We start from the raw sequence: 18,543 nt of genomic DNA, 5'->3' as shown, positions 1-18,543 counted from the left end.
AAAATAATAAAGTAAGTCATTAAAACACTCTGAAAGCAGGGGAGAACACCATGCGATCGAAACTACTGATTACGTCCATTTTTGCTGCCGCTACGCTGTTTACCGTGGCGGGCTGTTCATCCAACCAGGCCGTTAAGACGACCGACGGTAAAACCGTGGTCACCGACGGTAAGCCGGAAGTCGACAGCGATACCGGGCTGGTCTCTTATAAAAACGCCCAGACCGGCCAGACCGAGCAGATCAATCGCGACCAGGTAAAATCCATGAGCGAGCTGGATAACTAATTACGGCGTTTTTTATTCTCACGCCTGAAAAAACGGATGCTGATGCATCCGTTTTTGTTTTTACCGCAAGACGCGTTATGCCGACTGGTAAATCGCAGTAAACCCTTTCTGCTTCATCCCCGTCTAATACCCCTGCGGATTGCCCCTGTAAGCGCGCCCGTTAACTGGCTACACTCATTGCATTCCCACGGTGGGCAGGACACAGGCAAGATTATGATTTTAATTATTTATGCGCACCCCTATCCGCATCACTCCCACGCCAACCGGCGAATGCTGGAGCATGTGCAGGGGCTGGACGATATCGAGGTGCGCTCGCTTTATCAGCTTTATCCCGATTTCAACATCAACGTGCCCGCCGAGCAGGAGGCGCTGGCGCGCGCCGATCTCATCGTCTGGCAGCATCCGATGCAGTGGTACAGCGTGCCGCCGCTGTTCAAACTCTGGATAGACAAAGTGTTGTCGCACGGCTGGGCCTATGGCAAAGGCGGAACGGCGCTCAGGGGCAAAAGCGTACTGTGGGCCGTGACGACCGGCGGCGATAAACACCATTTTGATCTTGGCGACCATCCTGGCTTCGACGTGCTCGCGCAGCCGTTACAGGCCACCGCGCTCTATTGCGGCCTGAACTGGCTAACACCCTATGCGATGCACCGCACCTTTGTCTGCGACGACGAAACGCTCGAAGGCAAAGCGCGGGAATACCTGAAACGCTTAACCGACTGGCAGGAGCGCCATCATGGATAGTCATACGTTGATACAGGCGCTGATCTACCTCGGATCGGCCGCGCTGATTGTGCCCGTCGCGGTGCGCCTCGGGCTTGGCTCAGTGCTGGGATATCTGATTGCCGGCGGGCTGATTGGCCCGTGGGGATTACGACTGGTGACGGACGCGCAGGCGATTTTGCATTTCGCGGAAATCGGCGTGGTGCTGATGCTGTTTGTCATCGGGCTGGAGCTAGACCCACAGCGCCTGTGGAAGCTGCGCGCCTCGGTCTTTGGCGGCGGCGCGTTGCAGATGGGCGCGTGCGGCCTGCTGCTCGGCGGCTTTTGTGTGGCGCTCGGGCTGCGCTGGCAGGTGGCGCTGCTGATTGGCCTTACGCTTGCGCTTTCTTCAACGGCCATCGCCATGCAGGCGATGAACGAGCGCAACCTGACGGCATCACAAATGGGGCGCAGCGCCTTTGCCGTACTGCTGTTCCAGGATATCGCCGCGATCCCGCTGGTGGCGATGATCCCGCTGCTGGCCGCGAGCGGCGAGGCGACGACCGCCAGCGCGTTTTTCCTTTCGGCGCTGAAAGTGGTCGGCGCGCTGGCGCTGGTGGTGTTGCTCGGGCGTTTTGTCGCGCGACCGGCGCTGCGCTTTGTGGCGCGCTCCGGGCTTCGCGAGGTGTTCAGCGCCGTGGCGCTGTTTCTGGTGTTCGGCTTCGGGCTGCTGCTGGAAGAGGCCGGGCTGTCGATGGCGATGGGCGCGTTTCTCGCGGGCGTGTTGCTGGCAAGCTCGGAATACCGCCACGCGCTGGAGAGCGATATCGAGCCGTTCAAAGGGCTGCTACTGGGCCTCTTTTTTATCGGCGTCGGGATGTCGATTGATTTCGGCACGCTGGTGGCGCATCCGCTGCGCGTGCTTACACTGCTGTTCGGCTTCCTGATTATCAAAACCGTCACGCTGTGGCTTGTCGCGAAACCACTGAAGGTGCCAGGGCGTCAGCGGCGCTGGTTTGCCGTGCTGTTAGGGCAGGGAAGTGAGTTCGCGTTCGTGATTTTCGGCGCGGCGCGCAGCGCCGAAGTGCTGGATGCCGAATGGGCGAAGGCGCTGACGCTCGCGGTGGCGCTCTCCATGGCCGCGACGCCGCTGCTGCTGGTGCTGTTAACCCGCCTTGAAAAATCGGGGCAGCAGCAGGCGCGTGAAGCTGATGAGATTGATGAAGAGCAGCCGCGGGTGATTATCGCGGGCTTCGGGCGATTTGGTCAGATAGCCGGCCGTTTGTTGCTCTCCAGCGGCGTGAAGATGGTGGTTCTCGATCACGATCCGGACCATATCGAAACGCTGCGCAAATTTGGCATGAAAGTGTTTTATGGCGATGCCACCCGCGTCGACCTGCTGGAATCGGCGGGCGTGGCGAAAGCCGAAGTGCTGATTAACGCCATTGACGATCCGCAGGCGAATCTGCAACTGACGGAGCTGGTGCAGACTCACTTTCCGCAGGTGCGGATTATCGCCCGCGCCCGCGATGTCGATCATTACATTCGCCTGCGTCAGGCAGGGGTCGCGCAGCCGGAGCGTGAAACGTTCGAAGGCGCGCTGCGGGTAGGGCGCATGGCGCTGGAGGAGCTGGGCATCGGCAGTTACGAAGCGCGCGAGCGCGCCGATCTGTTTCGTTGTTATAACCAGCAAATGGTGGATGAAATGGCTGAAGGCGACAACGACACCTCGGCGCGCGCCGCCACCTTCAGGCGCACCAGCGCGATGCTGACGGAGATCATCAGCGAAGACCGCGCGCACTTGTCGTTGATTCAGCGCCACGGCTGGCAGGGGACACGGGAAGGCAAACACACCGGCAATGATGCCGACGAGCCGGAAGTGAAACCGCAGCCATAAAAAACGCCCCTGTCGGGGCGTTTTCTTTTGCGCGAAGGCAGAGCGCGGCGTTAGCTCAGCGCCACTTTAATGCCGAGCGCCAGCAGCATGCCGCCCAGCAGTTTGTCGATCACCTTCTGTGCTTTGGTCAGGCCGCGGCGCACCGGCTGGCTCTGAATCAACAGGACCAGCAGCGGCCACCAGACCAGCGTCAGCGCGACGATAATGCCCGCGTACCAGAGTTTTTCCATCAGGCCGGAGTTTACGTTCAGCACCTGAGTGAACATCGCCAGAAAGAACAGCGTGGCTTTGGGGTTCAGCAGGTTACAGAGGTAACCCTGAATAAACGCTTTTTTAAGCGAAGTGCTCTCCTGCGCCACGCCATCGAGCGCCAGACTGGTGGTGCCGCGCGCCAGCAGCGCATTCACGCCAAGCCAGACGAGATACGCTGCGCCGACATATTTCAGCGCGCCGAAAAGCCACGGCGTGGTGGTGATGACTACCGCGATGCCCGCGACACAGTAGGTCATATGCGTCACAACGCCTGCGATGACGCCTGCGGCCGTCATCATCGCGGCGCTGCGCGGATAGCGCGCGGCGTTTTTGATAACCAGAAAGAAATCGGGGCCCGGCGACAGCATGCCCAGCGCCGCAATAGTGGCAACAAAAAGGGTGGTTTCCAGCATGGTCTATCCTCACTTCAGCAAGCGCGCACTATAAAGCATTCAGTACATTTTGACATCTGCTGCCTTCAGGCAACAAAACGGGTTTACACGGGTGTAAAGTCGAAACGCGTTTGGTTTCATACGCATAACGAAGCGGCGAAAAACGCTGCATCGTGCCCTCCACAGCAGAACAAAAAAAATTCTTTATCTGGTTCGGGTCGCCAGTCGACTAAAGATTGCGCTTTCCGTATAGTGGCGGCAATTTTTTATACCTGGGAAATTATCAATGATCAGTCTGATTGCGGCTTTAGCGGTGGATCGCGTGATTGGTATGGAAAACGCCATGCCGTGGGACCTCCCGGCCGATCTCGCCTGGTTTAAACGTAACACGCTTAATAAACCGGTTATCATGGGGCGTCTGACCTGGGAATCGATCGGTCGCCCGCTGCCGGGCCGTAAAAATATTGTGCTCAGCAGCCGTCCGGGCGACGATGACCGTGTGGTGTGGGTGCGCTCCGTTGAGGAAGCGCTACAGGCCTGCGGTGATGCCGAAGAAGTGATGGTGATTGGCGGCGGTCGCGTTTACGAGCAGTTCCTGCCGCGCGCGCAGCGTCTTTATCTCACCCATATCGATGCGGAAGTGGAAGGCGATACCCATTTCCCGGATTACGAGCCGGACGAGTGGCAGTCGGTGTTCAGCGAATTCCATGACGCCGATGAGAAGAACTCACACAGCTATTGTTTCGAGATTCTGGAGCGCCGTTAAGCCGCGTCTGGGTTGACGGTTGTGTTGAAAAAGCGGATGCGCATGGCGCGTCCGCTTTTTTTATGGGGCTGCGGGTGCGGTTTACGGCGGGTGCGCGTGGCTTACCCGCCCTACGGGGAGCGGTGCATGGTTTGTAGGGTGGATAAGCGTAGCGCATCCACCTTTTGTTTTACGGCGGGTGCGCGTTGCTCACCCGCCCTACGGGGATGGTGGTGAGAAAAGGTAGGGTGGATAAGCGGAACGCATCCACCTTTTACAAAAAACGATCAGGATGCGATCGCGGCTTTGTCGTCGTCGCTGTCGGCCTGGCGATTGGAGTGCTGCGTGAACACCGCTTTATCTTCCCAGCGCAGACAGGTCAGGGTACCGCCCCAGCAGCAGCCGGTATCGAGCGCGTAGATATTCTCCGGCGTGCCTTTTCCTTCCAGCGACGCCCAGTGTCCAAAGACGATCGCGTACTCCTGCGCCACCGGCCCCGGAATGGCGAACCACGGTTTCAGCGGCGCGGGCGCGCTTTCCGGGCTCTCTTTGCAATACATATCGAGCTGGCCGTTCGGGAAGCAATAACGCATCCGCGTAAAGGCGTTGGAGATAAAGCGCAGGCGCGCAAGGCCCGTCAGCTCCGGCGACCAGTTGTTCGGCATATCGCCGTACATCGCGTCGAGGAACAGCGGATAGCTGTCGCTCGCCAGCACCGCCTCGACATCGCGCGCGCACGCCTGAGCGGTAGGGAGATCCCACTGTGGCGTAATACCCGCGTGGGCCATCACCAGCTTTTTATCTTCGTCCACCTGCAACAGCGGCTGGCGGCGCAGCCAGTTGATAAGCTCGTCGGCGTCCGGCGCTTCCAGCAACGGCGTCACGCGGTCTTTCGGTTTATTACGGCTGATACCCGCGAAAACCGCCAGCAGATGCAGATCGTGGTTGCCCAGCACCATGCGAACGGAATCGCCGAGTGAACGGACGTAGCGCAGCACCTCCAGCGAGCCGGGGCCACGGGCCACCAGATCGCCGGTCAGCCAGAGCGTATCCTGGCCTGGTGTAAATTCGACCTGCTGTAACAGCGCGACAAGTTCATCGTAGCAACCATGAACGTCGCCAATCAGATAAGTAGACATGGTATTAATGGATCAGTGTGGGAACGGCGAGGCGGAAAACCGGGATATCAAGGTGAAAACCGTTGCCCTGATCGTCCACCATTTCGTAGTGGCCCTGCATTGTGCCGAACGGCGTTTCAATGACCGCGCCGCTGGTGTACTGGTATTCGCCGCCGGGCTGGATATGGGGCTGAACCCCTACCACGCCTTCACCCTGGACTTCGGTCTCTTTACCGTTGCCGTTGGTGATAAGCCAGTAGCGGCCCAGCAGCTGAACAGGCGTTCGCCCCAGATTGCGGACGGTGACGGTATAGGCAAAGACGAAACGTTCATCCTCCGGTGAAGACTGGGCTTCGATATAAACGCTTTGTACCTGTACGCAAACGCGGGGTGAATCAGCCATGTTTAGCTCTCCTTCGAGGGCGGATTATCAGCTAAATAATTCGCCATCTGGCAATACTGCGCAACAGAAATATTCTCGGCGCGCATAGCCGGGTCGATGCCGAGCGACGTCAGAACCTCAGGGCTGAACACATTGCCAAGGCTGTTGCGAATCGTTTTACGGCGCTGGTTAAACGCTTCGGTGGTGAGACGGCTTAACAGACGCAGCTCTTTCACCGGATGCGGCGGCGTGGCGTGCGGCACAAGGCGCACCACGGCGGAATCCACTTTAGGCGGCGGCGTAAAGGCGGTGGGCGGCACTTCAAGCACAGGAATAACCTGGCAGAAATATTGCGCCATCACGCTTAAACGACCGTACGCCTTGCTGTTCGGCCCCGCCACCAGACGGTTGACCACCTCTTTTTGCAGCATGAAGTGCATGTCGGCAATCGCATCAGTATAGCTAAAGAGGTGGAACATCAGCGGGGTCGAGATATTGTACGGCAGGTTACCGAACACGCGCAGCGGCTGGCCCATCTTCTGCGACAGTTCGCCGAAATCCATGGTCATGGCGTCCTGCTGATAAATGGTCAGTTTCGGGCCAAGGAACGGATGCGTTTGCAGGCGCGCTGCCAGATCGCGGTCAAGCTCAATAACGGTAAGCTGGTCAAGGCGTTCGCCCACCGGCTCGGTTAACGCGGCAAGGCCCGGGCCGATTTCTACCATCGCCTGGCCTTTTTGTGGGTTAATTGCAGAGACGATGCTGTCTATAACGAACTGATCGTTAAGAAAGTTTTGCCCGAAGCGTTTGCGGGCTAAATGGCCCTGGTGGACTCGATTATTCATTGATTCTTACTGTTCACAATCATGCTGATGGCGAGATTAAGCGCCGTAATAAAACTGCCGACGCTGGCGTTTCCGGAACCTGCCAGTTCCAGCGCGGTGCCGTGATCGACCGATGTGCGGATAAAGGGCAGGCCGAGCGTAATGTTCACCGCGCGGCCAAATCCCTGGTATTTTAGCACGGGCAGGCCCTGATCGTGGTACATCGCCAGCACCGCATCGGCGTTTTCGAGGTATTTGGGCTGAAAAAGGGTATCAGCGGGCAGCGGGCCGGTGAGACGCATCCCTTTCGCGCGCATCGCTTCCAGCACAGGGATAATCGTATCGATCTCCTCGGTGCCCATATGACCGCCTTCGCCCGCGTGCGGGTTCAGGCCGCAGACCAGCACGTGCGGGTTCGCGATACCAAATTTGCTTTGCAGGTCGTGATGCAGCGTCGTGAGGATATGGCGCAGGAGATCCGGCGTAATGGCGTCCGCCACCGCTTTCAGCGGCAGATGTGTCGTGACCAGGGCGACGCGCAGCGCTTCGGTGGCGAGCATCATCACGACTTTTTCGCTATGACTGCGCGCTTCAAAGAACTCGGTATGGCCGGTAAACGGAATGCCCGCGTCGTTGATAATCCCTTTGTGCACCGGGCCGGTAACCAGCGCGTCGAATTCGCCGCTCAGGCAGCCATCGCAGGCGCGCGCCAGGGTTTCCACCACGTAACTGCCGTTCGCCGCATCGAGCGTACCGGGCACGACAGGCGCTTTTAGCGTAACGGGCAGGAGCGTGAGCGTACCTGCCGCCTGGGGAGCGGCGGGTTTATCAGACGAGAAGGGCAATAGCGTGAGCGGTAAACCGAGCTGCGCCGCCCGCGCGGTAAGGAGCGACGGGTCGGCGCAGACGACCAGTTGCGCAGGCCAGCTATTCTGGGCCAGCGCGACAACCAGGTCGGGGCCAATCCCGGCGGGTTCGCCGGGCGTAATGACCACGCGAGGGGTTTTTACCATCAGTTGCTCAGAATTTTCACGTAGGCGCTGGCGCGTTGTTCCTGCATCCAGGTCGCCGCTTCTTCGGAGAATTTGCGGTTAAAGAGCATGCGATAGGCGCGATCTTTCTGGGCCGCGTCGGTGCGGTCAGACTTGCGGGTATCCAGCAGTTCGATCAGATGCCAGCCGAAAGACGAGTGTACCGGCGTGCTCATCTGGCCTTTGCTGAGGCTCATCAGCGCATCGCGGAAAGCCGGATCGTAAACATCCGCTGCCGCCCAGCCGAGATCCCCGCCCTGGTTAGCAGAACCCGGATCCTGAGAGAATTCACGCGCGGCCTGAGCAAAGGTGGTTTTACCACTCTTGATATCAGCGGCGATCTCTTCAAGTTTCTGACGCGCCTGCTGATCGGTCATGATCGGCGACGGCTTGAGCAGAATGTGACGCGCATGGACTTCAGTGACCGACACGGTCTGAGACTGGCCACGCAGATCGTTCACTTTAATGATATGGAAGCCGACGCCTGAGCGGATCGGGCCAATCACGTCGCCTTTCTTCGCCGTGCTCAGCGCCTGGGCGAACACAGAAGGCAGCTCCTGAATACGGCCCCAGCCCATCTGGCCGCCTTTCAGCGCCTGCTGGTCTGCGGAATAGGTAATCGCAAGCTTACCGAAATCGCCGCCGTTACGCGCCTGATCGATAATCGAACGCGCCTGCGCTTCGGCTTCGCTCACCTGATCGGCGGTCGGGTTTTCCGGCAGCGGGATCAGAATGTGGCTCAGGTTCAGTTCGGTGCTGGCGTCGTTCTGGTTGCCGACCTGCTCGGCCAGGGTTTCCACTTCCTGCGGCAGGATAGTAACGCGACGACGCACTTCGTTATTACGCACTTCAGAGATGATCATCTCTTTGCGGATCTGGGCGCGATAGGTGTTGTAGTTCAGGCCGTCATAGGCCAGACGGCTACGCATCTGATCGAGCGTCATGTTGTTTTGTTTGGCGATATTAGCGATAGCCTGGTCAAGCTGTTCATCGCTGATTTTCACGCCCATTTTCTGGCCCATCTGCAACATAATCTGATCCATGATCAGACGTTCCAGAATCTGATGACGCAGCGTGCTGTCATCCGGGAGCTGCTGGCCTGCCTGGTTGGCGTTAAGCTTTACCGACTGCATGAGGCCATCAACGTCACTTTCCAGTACCACGCCGTTGTTCACGACGGCTGCAACTTTATCGACAACCTGCGGAGCAGCGAAGCTGGTATTCACCACCAGGGTGATACCGAGAAGCAGCGTTTTCCAGTTCTTCATACCTTTTCCATTTCGTTTAACCGCAAAGCGGAGGATGTTTCAAAATCTGAGCATTACATGGAGCGCTGATACGGCAGAATATTCGAGCGCAGCATCTGCTGAGTGCCGAGACCGTAGTTGGAGCTCAGGCCGCGCAGCTCAATGTTGAAGCCAATGACTTCATCGTATTTGCTCTTATCAATATCCCAGCCGTTGAGTTTCCGCTCATAACCGACGCGGATGGCATAACAGCAGGAGTTGTACTGCACGCCGAGCATCTGATCGGCCGCTTCGTTGGTATTGGTGTCGTAGTAATACGCGCCCACGACCGACCAGCGATCCACAACCGGCCAGCTCGCCGTCATGCCCACCTGATTAATACCGTCTTTATACTGTTCTGATCGCGCAAAAGTCGGCAGCGTCGCCTGGATATACTCCGGGCTTGCGTAACGGTAGTTCAGCTGCACCACGCGATCTTCATCACGACGGTACTCGATGACGCCGTTGCCAGTGGCAACGTTAGCAAGGCGCGCGTCATACTGCACGCCGCCGCGCAGGCCCCAGCGATCGCTGATGCGCCAGTAAGTATCACCTGCCCAGACCATCGAGCCCGTATCTTTATTCTTCTCCCAGTTGATGTTGTCATCGCCGGTACGGGACTGGGTGAAGTAGTAGATTTGACCTACAGAAACGTTAAAACGTTCAACCGCGGCGTCATCATAAATACGTGACGTCACGCCCGTTGTGACCTGATTTGCAGACGCGATACGGTCAAGGCCGCCGTAAGTACGGTCACGGAACAGGCCGGAGTAGTCGGACTGCAGCAGTGAGGAGTCGTAGTTGTTGATCGTGCTCTGATCGCGGTACGGCACGTAGAGATACTGCGCGCGCGGCTCCAGGGTCTGGGTAAAACCATCGCCGATAAGATTGGCGTCACGCTCGAAGACCACTTTACCGTCGAGCTTAAACTGCGGCAGAACGCGGTTAACGGAATCTTCAAGATTGTTAGCCGCTTCGTTATTGCCGCCAAGATAGTTCCGGTAACGTTCGAGATTGTCCTGCTGATAATGTGTCGCCAGCAGTTTTGCCTCGGCATTCAGGCTGCCCCAGTCGTTAGACATCGGCAGATTGATGGTCGGCTCAAGGTGCAGACGCGTCGCTTCCGGGTAATTCTCGTTCACGTTAGTGAAATGGACGGCCTGAGCGTAAAGATGCGTATCGAACGGCCCGACGTCGTTCTGGTAGAAATTGACGTCAAGCTGCGGCTCGGCACGATAGGAGCTCCCTCGGCTGGCATCGAACACCTGGAACTGGCGTGCGGAAACCGTCGCGTCGAAGTTCTGGACCGCATATCCCACGCTGAAGAACTGCGTCGCGTAGCCGTCGGTACTCGAGCCGTATTTCGAGTTGAAATCGTTAAAGTAATCGGTGTCGCTAACCTTGGTGTAGTTAACGTTAAAGCGCCACACCTGATCCATTACACCAACGTGCTGCCAGTAGTACAGCCAGCGGTGTTTAGAATCCATCTCCGGATGCTCATCCTGATAGACGTTATCCGACGGCAGATAGTCGAATTCCATCAGGCCCGCGCCTGCGTGCGTCAGATAGCGGAATTCATTCTGCCACTGCACGTTACCACGCTTATGCATGTAGTGCGGGGTAATGGTGGCATCGAAGTTCGGTGCGATATTCCAGTAATACGGTAAGGAGAACTCGAAATAGTTGTTCTTACTGTATTGCGCGTTCGGGATAAGGAAGCCGGAACGACGTTTATCGCCAACCGGCAGCTGCAAATAGGGGCTGTAGAACACCGGCACCGGGCCGAGTTTAAAACGGGCGTTCCAGATTTCAGCGACCTGCTCTTCGCGGTCGTGGATAACTTCACTACCGACCACGCTCCAGGTGTCGGAACCCGGCAGACAGGAAGTGAATGAACCGTTTTCCAGAATGGTATAGCGGTTTTCGCCGCGTTGTTTCATCAGATCCGCTTTACCGCGGCCCTGACGCCCTACCATCTGGTAATCGCCTTCCCAGACGTTGGTATCCTTAGTATTTAAATTTGCCCACGCTTTAGGACCTTTCAGGATGACCTGATTGTCATCATAGTGCACATTACCTAGGGCATCGACCGTGCGCACAGGCGTTGGCTGGCCTTCCACCTGCTTTTGATGAAGCTGTACTTCATCGGCCTGCAGGCGACCATTACCTTGCTGAATATCGACATTACCAGTAAATACCGCGTTGTCCGGGTAGTTACCTTTCGCATGATCGGCGTTAATGGTCACCGGCAACTGGTTAGGGTCGCCCTGTACCAGAGGACGATTATAGGTGGGTATGCCAAGCTTACATTGAGAAGCAAGATCGGCAGCCATGCCTTGTTGGCTGTAAAGGGCTGCGCCAATCATGGTGGCCAGCAAGGTGGGAATACGTTTTTTCATACGAGTTATTCGTGGTTCCATCATCAATGGCTTCGCGTCGGCAAACGGTCAGAGACTAACTTACTCATCACTACAGCGCCAGTGTTATCCTGTCTGCTTTTCTGCCTGCCGGTTAGGCACCGCTTTGAATGGCAGGTATGATAAAGGAATTTCTGGCTGACGGCATGACCATTTGGGGAGTATATGCAGTATTGGGGAAAACTGGTTGGAGGGCTCACCGGGCTGCTGGTCGGCGGTGGAGTCTGGGGCGTCATCTTAGGCCTCGTAATAGGCCATATGATAGACAAAGCGCGCAGCCGTCGTACCGTCTGGTTCACCAGCCAGCAGGAACGTCAGTCGCTCTTCTTCGCCACTACGTTTGAGGTGATGGGACACCTGACCAAATCGAAAGGTCGTGTCACGGAAGCCGATATTCAGGTGGCGACGCAGTTAATGGATCGCATGAACCTGCACGGCGCGTCGCGAGACGCGGCCCGCAACGCGTTTCGCGTGGGCAAGGAAAATGGCTATCCGTTGCGCGATAAAATGCGCCAGCTTCGCAGCGTCTGCTTTGGCCGCTTTGATCTGATTCGGATGTTTCTGGAAATTCAGATCCAGACCGCGTTTGCGGACGGCTCGCTGCACCCGAAAGAGCGCGACGTGCTGTATGTGATTGGCGAAGAGCTGGGGATTTCCCGCATGCAGTTCGATCAGTTCCTGCGCATGATGCAGGGCGGCGCGCAGTTTGGCTCCGGTCAGCAATCCTGGCACAACGGCGATGCGCAGCAGGCACCGCGCGGGCCGACGCTGGAAGACGCCTGCAACGTGCTGGGTGTCAAAACGACCGATGACGCCACGACCATCAAACGCGCGTACCGCAAGCTGATGAGCGAGCATCATCCTGACAAACTGGTCGCCAAAGGGCTGCCGCCGCAGATGATGCAAATGGCGCAGCAGAAGGCGCAGGAAATTCAGAAAGCCTACGACATGATTAAGACGGCGAAAGGGTTTCGTTAAGCAAAGCCTGAGCCAAACAAAAAGAGACGCGTCTGCGTCTCTTTTTGTTTATGGGTGACTAAGTACGGGTTAACGGGAGCGGCTCAGAAATCCGCAGGCGCCCGGAACGTCATCGGCGTGCCGTAGGCCGGATGCGTAATCGTGAGCTGCTCGGCGTGCAGCAGCAGACGCGGCGCGCGGGCGAACGCGTCGGGTGTCGCGTAAAACTTATCGCCCAGAATCGGGTGGCCAAGCGCCATCATATGCACGCGCAGCTGATGCGAACGCCCGGTAATCGGCCTGAGCAACACGCGGGCGGTGTTATCGTCCGCGTACTCCAGCACCTCATACTCGGTTTGCGCCGCTTTGCCCGTTTCATAGCAGACCTTCTGCTTTGGCCGGTTCGGCCAGTCGCAAATCAGCGGTAAATCCACCACCCCCTGCGCGTTTTCCGGGTGCCCCCAGACGCGCGCCACGTAATGCTTCTTCGGCTCGCGTTCGCGGAACTGCCGCTTAAGCTCGCGCTCCGCGGCTTTGGTGAGCGCCACCGCAATCACCCCGCTGGTGGCCATATCCAGCCGGTGCACCGATTCTGCCTTCGGGAAATCACGCTGAATGCGGGTCATCACGCTGTCTTTATGCTCCTCAAGCCGTCCAGGCACCGAGAGCAGACCGCTGGGTTTGTTGACCACCATAATATGCTCATCCTGATAAAGAATGAGCAGCCACGGGTCTTGCGGCGGGTTATAGGCATCCAGCATGTTTCGCTCCGGTTACTGATGAGTCACTACGATAAGACGCAGCGCATCCAGTCGCCAGCTCGCCTGGTTAAGATTCTCCAGCACCTGCTGACGGTTATGCTCAATCGCCGCCAGTTCGTCGTCGCGAATGTTCGGGTTCACGGCGCGCAGCGCTTCGAGACGCGACAGCTCGGCGGAGAGTTTGTCATCGGCTTCCTGACGCGCCGCGTCGATAAGCTCGCGCGCCGCTTTCTCCACCTGCGCTTCGCCGCCCTGCAGAATCGCATGCACTTCCTGCTGCACCGCGTTCACCAGCTTGCTGCCGGTATGACGGTTCACGGCGCTGAGCTGGCGGTTGAAGCTTTCAAATTCCACCTGGCCTGCCAGGTTATTGCCATTTTTATCGAGCAGCATGCGGACCGGCGTCGGCGGCAGGAAGCGGTTAAGCTGCAACTGCTTCGGCGCTTTGGCTTCGACCACGTAAATCAGTTCCAGCAGCAGCGTGCCGACCGGTAACGCTTTGTTTTTCAGCAGCGAAATGGTGCAGCTGCCGGTATCGCCGGAGAGGATCAAATCCAGACCGTTGCGGATAAGCGGGTGCTCCCAGGTGATGAACTGCGCGTCTTCGCGCGACAGCGCCACATCGCGGTTAAACGTAATGGTGCAGCCATCTTCCGGCAGGCCGGGGAAATCCGGCACCAGCATGTGATCGGATGGCGTCAGCACAATCATATGTTCGCCGCGATCGTCCTGATTGATGCCGACGATGTCGAACAGATTCATGGCGAAATTCACCAGGCCCGTATCGTCATCCTGTTCAGCGATGGCATCAGCCAGCTGCTGGGCTTTTTCGCCGCCGTTAGAGTGGATCTCCAGCAGGCGGTCGCGGCCCTGCTCAAGCTGCGCCTTCAGCTCATCGTGCTGTTTACGGCACGCCTGAATCAACGCGTCAAAGCCTTCGGTGTTCTCCGGGGCGGCCAGATAACCAATCAATTGCTCATAGACGCTGTCGTAAATCGCGCGTCCGGTAGGGCAGGTGTGCTCGAACGCGTCCAGGCCTTCGTGATACCAGCGCACCAGCACGGATTGCGCGGTTTTCTCAAGGTACGGCACATGGATCTGGATATCATGCGCCTGGCCGATACGGTCCAGACGGCCGATACGCTGTTCCAGCAGATCGGGGTTGAACGGCAGATCGAACATTACCAGCTGGCTGGCGAACTGGAAGTTGCGGCCTTCGGAGCCGATTTCCGAGCACAGCAGCACCTGCGCGCCGGTATCTTCTTCGGCAAACCAGGCTGCCGCGCGGTCGCGCTCGATAATCGACATGCCTTCATGGAACACGGCGGCGCGAATGCCTTCGCGCTCGCGCAGCACCTGCTCCAGTTGCAGCGCGGTGGCGGCTTTGGCACAAATCACCAGCACTTTCTGCGAGCGGTGGCTGGTCAGATAGCCCATCAGCCACTCCACGCGCGGGTCGAAGTTCCACCAGGTGCCACTGTCGCCTTCAAACTCCTGGTAAATCTGCTCCGGGTAGAGCATATCGCGCGCGCGCTCTTCGGCAGATTTACGCGCGCCCATGATGCCGGAGACTTTAATCGCGGTCTGGTACTGCGTCGGCAGCGGCAGCTTAATGGTGTGCAACTCGCGCTGCGGGAAGCCTTTCACGCCGTTGCGGGTATTACGGAACAGCACGCGGCTGGTGCCGTGGCGGTCCATCAGCATGGAGACCAGCTCCTGACGCGCGCTTTCGGCGCCGTCGCGGTCGCTGTTGGCGGTTTGCAGCAGCGGCTCGATATCCTGTTCGCCAATCAGTTCGCTTAAGGTGTTGAGCTGTTCATCGCTCAGATGCGTGCCCGCCAGCAGCAGCGCCACGGCGTCCGCCACCGGGCGATAATTCTGCTGTTCTTCGACAAACTGCGCGAAATCGTGGAAACGATTCGGGTCCAGCAGGCGCAGACGCGCGAAGTGGCTCTCCATACCGAGCTGTTCCGGCGTCGCGGTCAGCAGCAGTACGCCTGGCACGCGTTCGGCCAGCTGTTCAATCGCCTGATATTCACGGCTCGGGGCATCTTCGCTCCAGACCAGGTGATGGGCTTCATCCACCACCAGCAGATCCCACTCGGCGTCGCACAGATGCTCAAGGCGCTGCTTGTTGCGGCGCACGAAATCCAGCGAGCAGATCACCAGTTGTTCGGTGTCGAACGGGTTGTCGGATTCATGCTGGGCTTCGGCGTAACGCTCGTCATCAAACAGCGAGAAGCGCAGGTTGAAGCGGCGCAGCATCTCCACCAGCCACTGGTGTTGCAGCGTTTCCGGCACGACAATCAGCACGCGCTCGGCCGCGCCTGCAAGCAGCTGCTGATGAATGATCATCCCGGCCTCGATGGTTTTGCCGAGACCCACTTCATCGGCCAGCAGCACGCGCGGCGCGTGGCGGCGGCCCACGTCATTGGCGATATTGAGCTGGTGCGGGATAAGGTTCGTGCGCTGGCCGCGCAGGCCGCTCCACGGCATCCGGTACTGTTCGCTCTGGTACTTGCGGGCGCGATAGCGCAGGGCGAAGCGGTCCATTCTGTCAATCTGACCGGCGAACAGGCGGTCCTGCGGTTTGCTGAACACCAGTTTGCTGTCGAGGAACACTTCGCGCAGCGCGACATTTTCCTCAAGCGTATCCAGACGGGTGCCGATATAAATAAGTAAGCCGTTTTCTTCCTTTACTTCATCCACTTTCAACTGCCAGCCTTCGTGGCTGGTCACGGTATCGCCCGGGTTGAACATTACGCGGGTGACCGGGGAGTCATTTCGGGCATACAGACGATTTTCACCGGTAGCCGGGAAAAGCAGAGTCACCATGCGGGCATCAATCGCCACCACGGTGCCCAGTCCCAGTTCGCTTTCCGTATCGCTGATCCAGCGTTGACCAAGTGTAAAAGGCATATATATCGGCTCTATTCTCTTATCAGATTTGCAGGCAATAGTATGACTCCCGCCTGCGTGCAGGCGGGGGGTCGCAATCAGGGTGATGTGAAAAGGGCGCTATGGTACTGGATGGCAGGACGTTCGTCACGTGTCAAAAAAGCCCCATCTGCCCTGTCATGAGTGTAGCAAAGTCATCCTCCATAAAAGGCAGGATGCCGTCCGCGACGGGCTGTAACTGCTTCGTTAAATAGTGATCGTAGTCGGGCGCGCCCTGCTGATAATCCACCGGTTCCGGGCCGTTCATCGTCCAGACATATTTAATCGTGCCGCGGTTCTGGTACTGCGCCGGACGCCCGAGGCGCGCGTTATGCTCATCGGCAAGCCGTGCGGCGCGCACGTGCGGCGGCACGTTACGCTGGTATTCGCTGAGCGGGCGGCGCAGGCGTTTGCGGTAGACCAGTTGATCGTCCAGTTCGCCCGCCATCAGCCGCGCGATAGTGTCGCGAATGTAATCCTGGTACGGCTCGCGGCGAAAAATACGCAGGTAGAGATTTTGCTGGAACTGCTGCGCGAGCGGCGTCCAGTCGGTGCGCACCGTTTCCAGCCCTTTAAAGACCATGCGCTGGTGGTCGCCCTCCTGAATCAGCCCGGCGTAGCGCTTTTTGCTGCCCATCTCCGCGCCGCGAATGGTCGGCATCAGAAAACGGCTGAAGTGGGTTTCGTATTCCAGCTCCAGCGCGCTCTCAAGGCCCATACTCTCTTTAAGGTAACGCTGCCACCAGGCGTTAACGTGTGCAATCAGCCGCTGGCCTATCTCTGCGGCCTCGTCTTCTTTATGCGCCCGCTTAAGCCAGACGAACGTGGAGTCAGTATCGCCGTAAATCACCGTATAGCCCTGCGCTTCGATCAGCGCTTTGGTCTGACGCATGATCTCGTGGCCGCGCATGGTAATAGAGGAGGCGAGGCGCGGATCGTAGAACCGGCACGCGCTGGTGCCGAGCACGCCGTAAAACGCGTTCATAATGATCTTTAGCGCCTGGGAGAGCGGCTTGTTGCCGAGGCGTTTAGCCTCTTCGCGCCCCTGCCAGATCTGCGTGACGATCTCCGGCAGGCAGTGCGTCTCGCGCGAAAACCACGCGCCAATAAAGCCTTCCACGCTTGCCGCGGGTTCCGGCGCGCCCAGCCCTTCCACCAGTCCTACCGGATCGATTAAAAAGGTGCGGATGATCGACGGATAAAGGCTTTTGTAATCGAGCACCAGCACCGAATCATACAGGCCGGGCTGCGAATCCATCACATAGCCGCCGGGACTGGCCTGCGGCGGCACCGCGCCGAGATTGGGCGCGACAAAACCCGCGCGGTGCATGCGTGGAAAATAGAGGTGGCTGAACGCCGCGACCGAGCCGCCGTGGCGGTCCACCGGCAGGCCGTTCACCGTGGCGCGTTCCAGCAGAAACGGCATGATCTCCGTTTTATGGAAGATGCGCGTTACCAGCTCGCAGTCTTTCAGGTTGTAGGTGGCGAGCGCGGGTTTATCCTCCGCGAAGCGCCGGTCGATTTCATCCATGCGCTGCCACGGGTTGTCGATGGCTTTGCCTTCGCCGAGCAGCTCCTGAGACACCGCCTCCAGCGAAAACGATGAAAAATTCCAGAAGGCGGATTTCAGCGCTTCAATGCCGTCGATGATTAACCGCCCCGCGGCCTGCGCGAAAAAGACGCCGTTTTTAAAGCCGTGCTCACGCCACTCCAGCTCGCTGTTGCCGCGCCCAAGCCGTAAGGGCACGCCGTAGCGCTCAGCATGTTTTTGCAGCATCCGCAGATCGAACTGGATAACGTTCCAGCCGATCAGCACATCCGGGTCATGCCGTGCAAACCAGGCGTTGAGTTTTTCAATCAGCTGCGGGCGGCTTGCGACATATTCCAGTTCGAAATCAAGGCCGCGAGCGTCGCCGTTTTCCGGCCCGAGCATGTAGACCACGCGTGAGCCGCAGCCTTCAAGACCAATGCAGTACAGCTCGCCGTGGCGGTTGGTTTCGATATCCAGCGACACCCATTTGAGCGGCGGGCGATAGTGCGGGCTCGGCTTCAGGCGTGCGTTAATCAGCCGCTCGCCCTGACGCTCGCCGCTGACCCACACGGGTGCCGTGATAAACCGCTCCATCAGAAAGCGCTCCGGCGGGCGAATATCCGCCTCATAGACCGTGACGCCGTTTTCGCGCAGCAGCTTTTCAAGCCGCATCAGCTGGCGGTGCGAGCGGCAATAAAGGCCGCACACAGGCTGACGCTGAAAATCTTTCAGTGAAAGTGCCGCGAAGCGCGCGTCGTTCTCCTGCGCAAGCAGGCTTTCGGCGCGCGCGCGTTCGGCTTCGGGAATAAACGCGACGGACTCCTGCGGCGGCAGGCAGACGCGCAGCGGCCCGGCATCTGTCGCAAGCCAGAATTCGATCTCCGTTCCCTGCGGTGTATCCCGCCAGTGACGGCTTAAAATAAACCCCTGATGCGCTTCAGACACGCGGCGTACTCACATAAAAAACCAGGCGTGATTATAGCCTGGTTGCGTCTGTTTTGCTGGGGTTTTATACAGGTGTGCGATA

At 58.4% G+C, this 18,543-nt stretch carries 15 protein-coding genes; 5 read left to right on the top strand and 10 right to left on the bottom strand.

All coding sequences use genetic code 11. From position 1 onward, the window contains the following. The first annotated feature begins 50 nt into the window (after positions 1 to 50). From G6041_RS14830 to kefC, 3 genes are all read left to right on the top strand, one after another. Entirely contained in the window at positions 51 to 284 is a 234-nt protein-coding gene (locus tag G6041_RS14830) for a YgdI/YgdR family lipoprotein (RefSeq protein WP_007701022.1), read from the top strand. Between the two features lie 213 nt (positions 285 to 497). Beyond that, on the top strand, positions 498 to 1,028 hold the full coding sequence (kefF, locus tag G6041_RS14825) for a glutathione-regulated potassium-efflux system oxidoreductase KefF (RefSeq protein WP_004386241.1): 531 nt from the start codon (positions 498 to 500) through the stop codon (positions 1,026 to 1,028). Next, positions 1,021 to 2,883, top strand: coding sequence for a glutathione-regulated potassium-efflux system protein KefC (kefC, locus tag G6041_RS14820; RefSeq protein ID WP_012125788.1), 1,863 nt, complete (start codon positions 1,021 to 1,023; stop codon positions 2,881 to 2,883). Before kefF ends, kefC begins: the two co-directional genes overlap by 8 nt. Positions 2,884 to 2,933: 50 nt before the next feature. Here kefC and G6041_RS14815 read toward each other — a convergent pair whose 3' ends face one another. Further along, positions 2,934 to 3,548, bottom strand: coding sequence for a LysE family transporter (locus G6041_RS14815; RefSeq protein ID WP_004386240.1), 615 nt, complete (start codon positions 3,546 to 3,548; stop codon positions 2,934 to 2,936). Between the two features lie 265 nt (positions 3,549 to 3,813). Between G6041_RS14815 and folA the strand changes: the two genes are divergently transcribed. Continuing rightward, the gene (gene folA, locus G6041_RS14810) at positions 3,814 to 4,293 is read left to right on the top strand and encodes a type 3 dihydrofolate reductase (RefSeq protein WP_004386239.1); all 480 of its coding nucleotides are present in this window, start codon (positions 3,814 to 3,816) and stop codon (positions 4,291 to 4,293) included. 266 nt (positions 4,294 to 4,559) lie between these two features. Here the strand turns inward: folA and apaH are convergent, their stop codons facing one another. Genes apaH through lptD form a run of 6 tightly spaced genes read right to left on the bottom strand, consistent with a single transcriptional unit; the run spans position 4,560 to position 11,312 of the window. Continuing rightward, positions 4,560 to 5,411: a bis(5'-nucleosyl)-tetraphosphatase (symmetrical) ApaH gene (gene apaH / locus G6041_RS14805; protein ID WP_012125786.1), complete on the bottom strand. Its 852-nt coding sequence runs from the start codon at positions 5,409 to 5,411 to the stop codon at positions 4,560 to 4,562. A 4-nt stretch (positions 5,412 to 5,415) separates the two neighbouring features. Next, positions 5,416 to 5,793 (bottom strand): Co2+/Mg2+ efflux protein ApaG, encoded by a 378-nt coding sequence (gene apaG / locus G6041_RS14800; RefSeq protein ID WP_004385583.1) that lies wholly within the window; start codon positions 5,791 to 5,793, stop codon positions 5,416 to 5,418. Between the two features lie 2 nt (positions 5,794 to 5,795). Continuing rightward, complete coding sequence (gene rsmA / locus G6041_RS14795; protein ID WP_004385580.1) at positions 5,796 to 6,617, bottom strand: 16S rRNA (adenine(1518)-N(6)/adenine(1519)-N(6))-dimethyltransferase RsmA; 822 nt, start codon at positions 6,615 to 6,617, stop codon at positions 5,796 to 5,798. After that, the gene (gene pdxA, locus G6041_RS14790) at positions 6,614 to 7,609 is read right to left on the bottom strand and encodes a 4-hydroxythreonine-4-phosphate dehydrogenase PdxA (RefSeq protein WP_004385578.1); all 996 of its coding nucleotides are present in this window, start codon (positions 7,607 to 7,609) and stop codon (positions 6,614 to 6,616) included. The genes rsmA and pdxA overlap by 4 nt, the downstream gene beginning before the upstream one ends. Next, positions 7,609 to 8,895, bottom strand: coding sequence for a peptidylprolyl isomerase SurA (gene surA / locus G6041_RS14785; RefSeq protein ID WP_004385577.1), 1,287 nt, complete (start codon positions 8,893 to 8,895; stop codon positions 7,609 to 7,611). The genes pdxA and surA overlap by 1 nt, the downstream gene beginning before the upstream one ends. Before the next feature lie 53 nt (positions 8,896 to 8,948). After that, positions 8,949 to 11,312 carry an LPS assembly protein LptD gene (gene lptD / locus G6041_RS14780; protein ID WP_012125785.1) on the bottom strand — a complete coding sequence of 788 codons (2,364 nt, stop codon included), beginning with the start codon at positions 11,310 to 11,312 and terminating at the stop codon, positions 8,949 to 8,951. A gap of 183 nt (positions 11,313 to 11,495) precedes the next feature. Here lptD and djlA point away from each other — a divergent pair, with 183 nt between their 5' ends. Then, complete coding sequence (djlA, locus tag G6041_RS14775) at positions 11,496 to 12,308, top strand: co-chaperone DjlA (RefSeq protein ID WP_012125784.1); 813 nt, start codon at positions 11,496 to 11,498, stop codon at positions 12,306 to 12,308. A gap of 83 nt (positions 12,309 to 12,391) precedes the next feature. On the opposite strand, the gene rluA is transcribed toward djlA, so the two are convergent. The 3 genes from rluA to polB form a co-directional block, all read right to left on the bottom strand. Beyond that, entirely contained in the window at positions 12,392 to 13,048 is a 657-nt protein-coding gene (gene rluA / locus G6041_RS14770) for a bifunctional tRNA pseudouridine(32) synthase/23S rRNA pseudouridine(746) synthase RluA (protein ID WP_012125783.1), read from the bottom strand. Positions 13,049 to 13,060: 12 nt separating this feature from the next. Then, complete coding sequence (gene rapA, locus G6041_RS14765; protein WP_012125782.1) at positions 13,061 to 15,967, bottom strand: RNA polymerase-associated protein RapA; 2,907 nt, start codon at positions 15,965 to 15,967, stop codon at positions 13,061 to 13,063. Between the two features lie 133 nt (positions 15,968 to 16,100). Further along, positions 16,101 to 18,461 (bottom strand): DNA polymerase II, encoded by a 2,361-nt coding sequence (gene polB / locus G6041_RS14760; protein WP_054628576.1) that lies wholly within the window; start codon positions 18,459 to 18,461, stop codon positions 16,101 to 16,103. Between the last annotated feature and the right edge of the window lie 82 nt (positions 18,462 to 18,543).

Origin of the sequence: Cronobacter sp. HA18003 (genome assembly GCF_011605905.1) — a bacterium.
Classification (GTDB): domain Bacteria; phylum Pseudomonadota; class Gammaproteobacteria; order Enterobacterales; family Enterobacteriaceae; genus Cronobacter; species Cronobacter sakazakii.
Note: the sequence above shows the minus strand (reverse complement) of the source record. Positions and strands in the feature narration are given on the sequence as shown.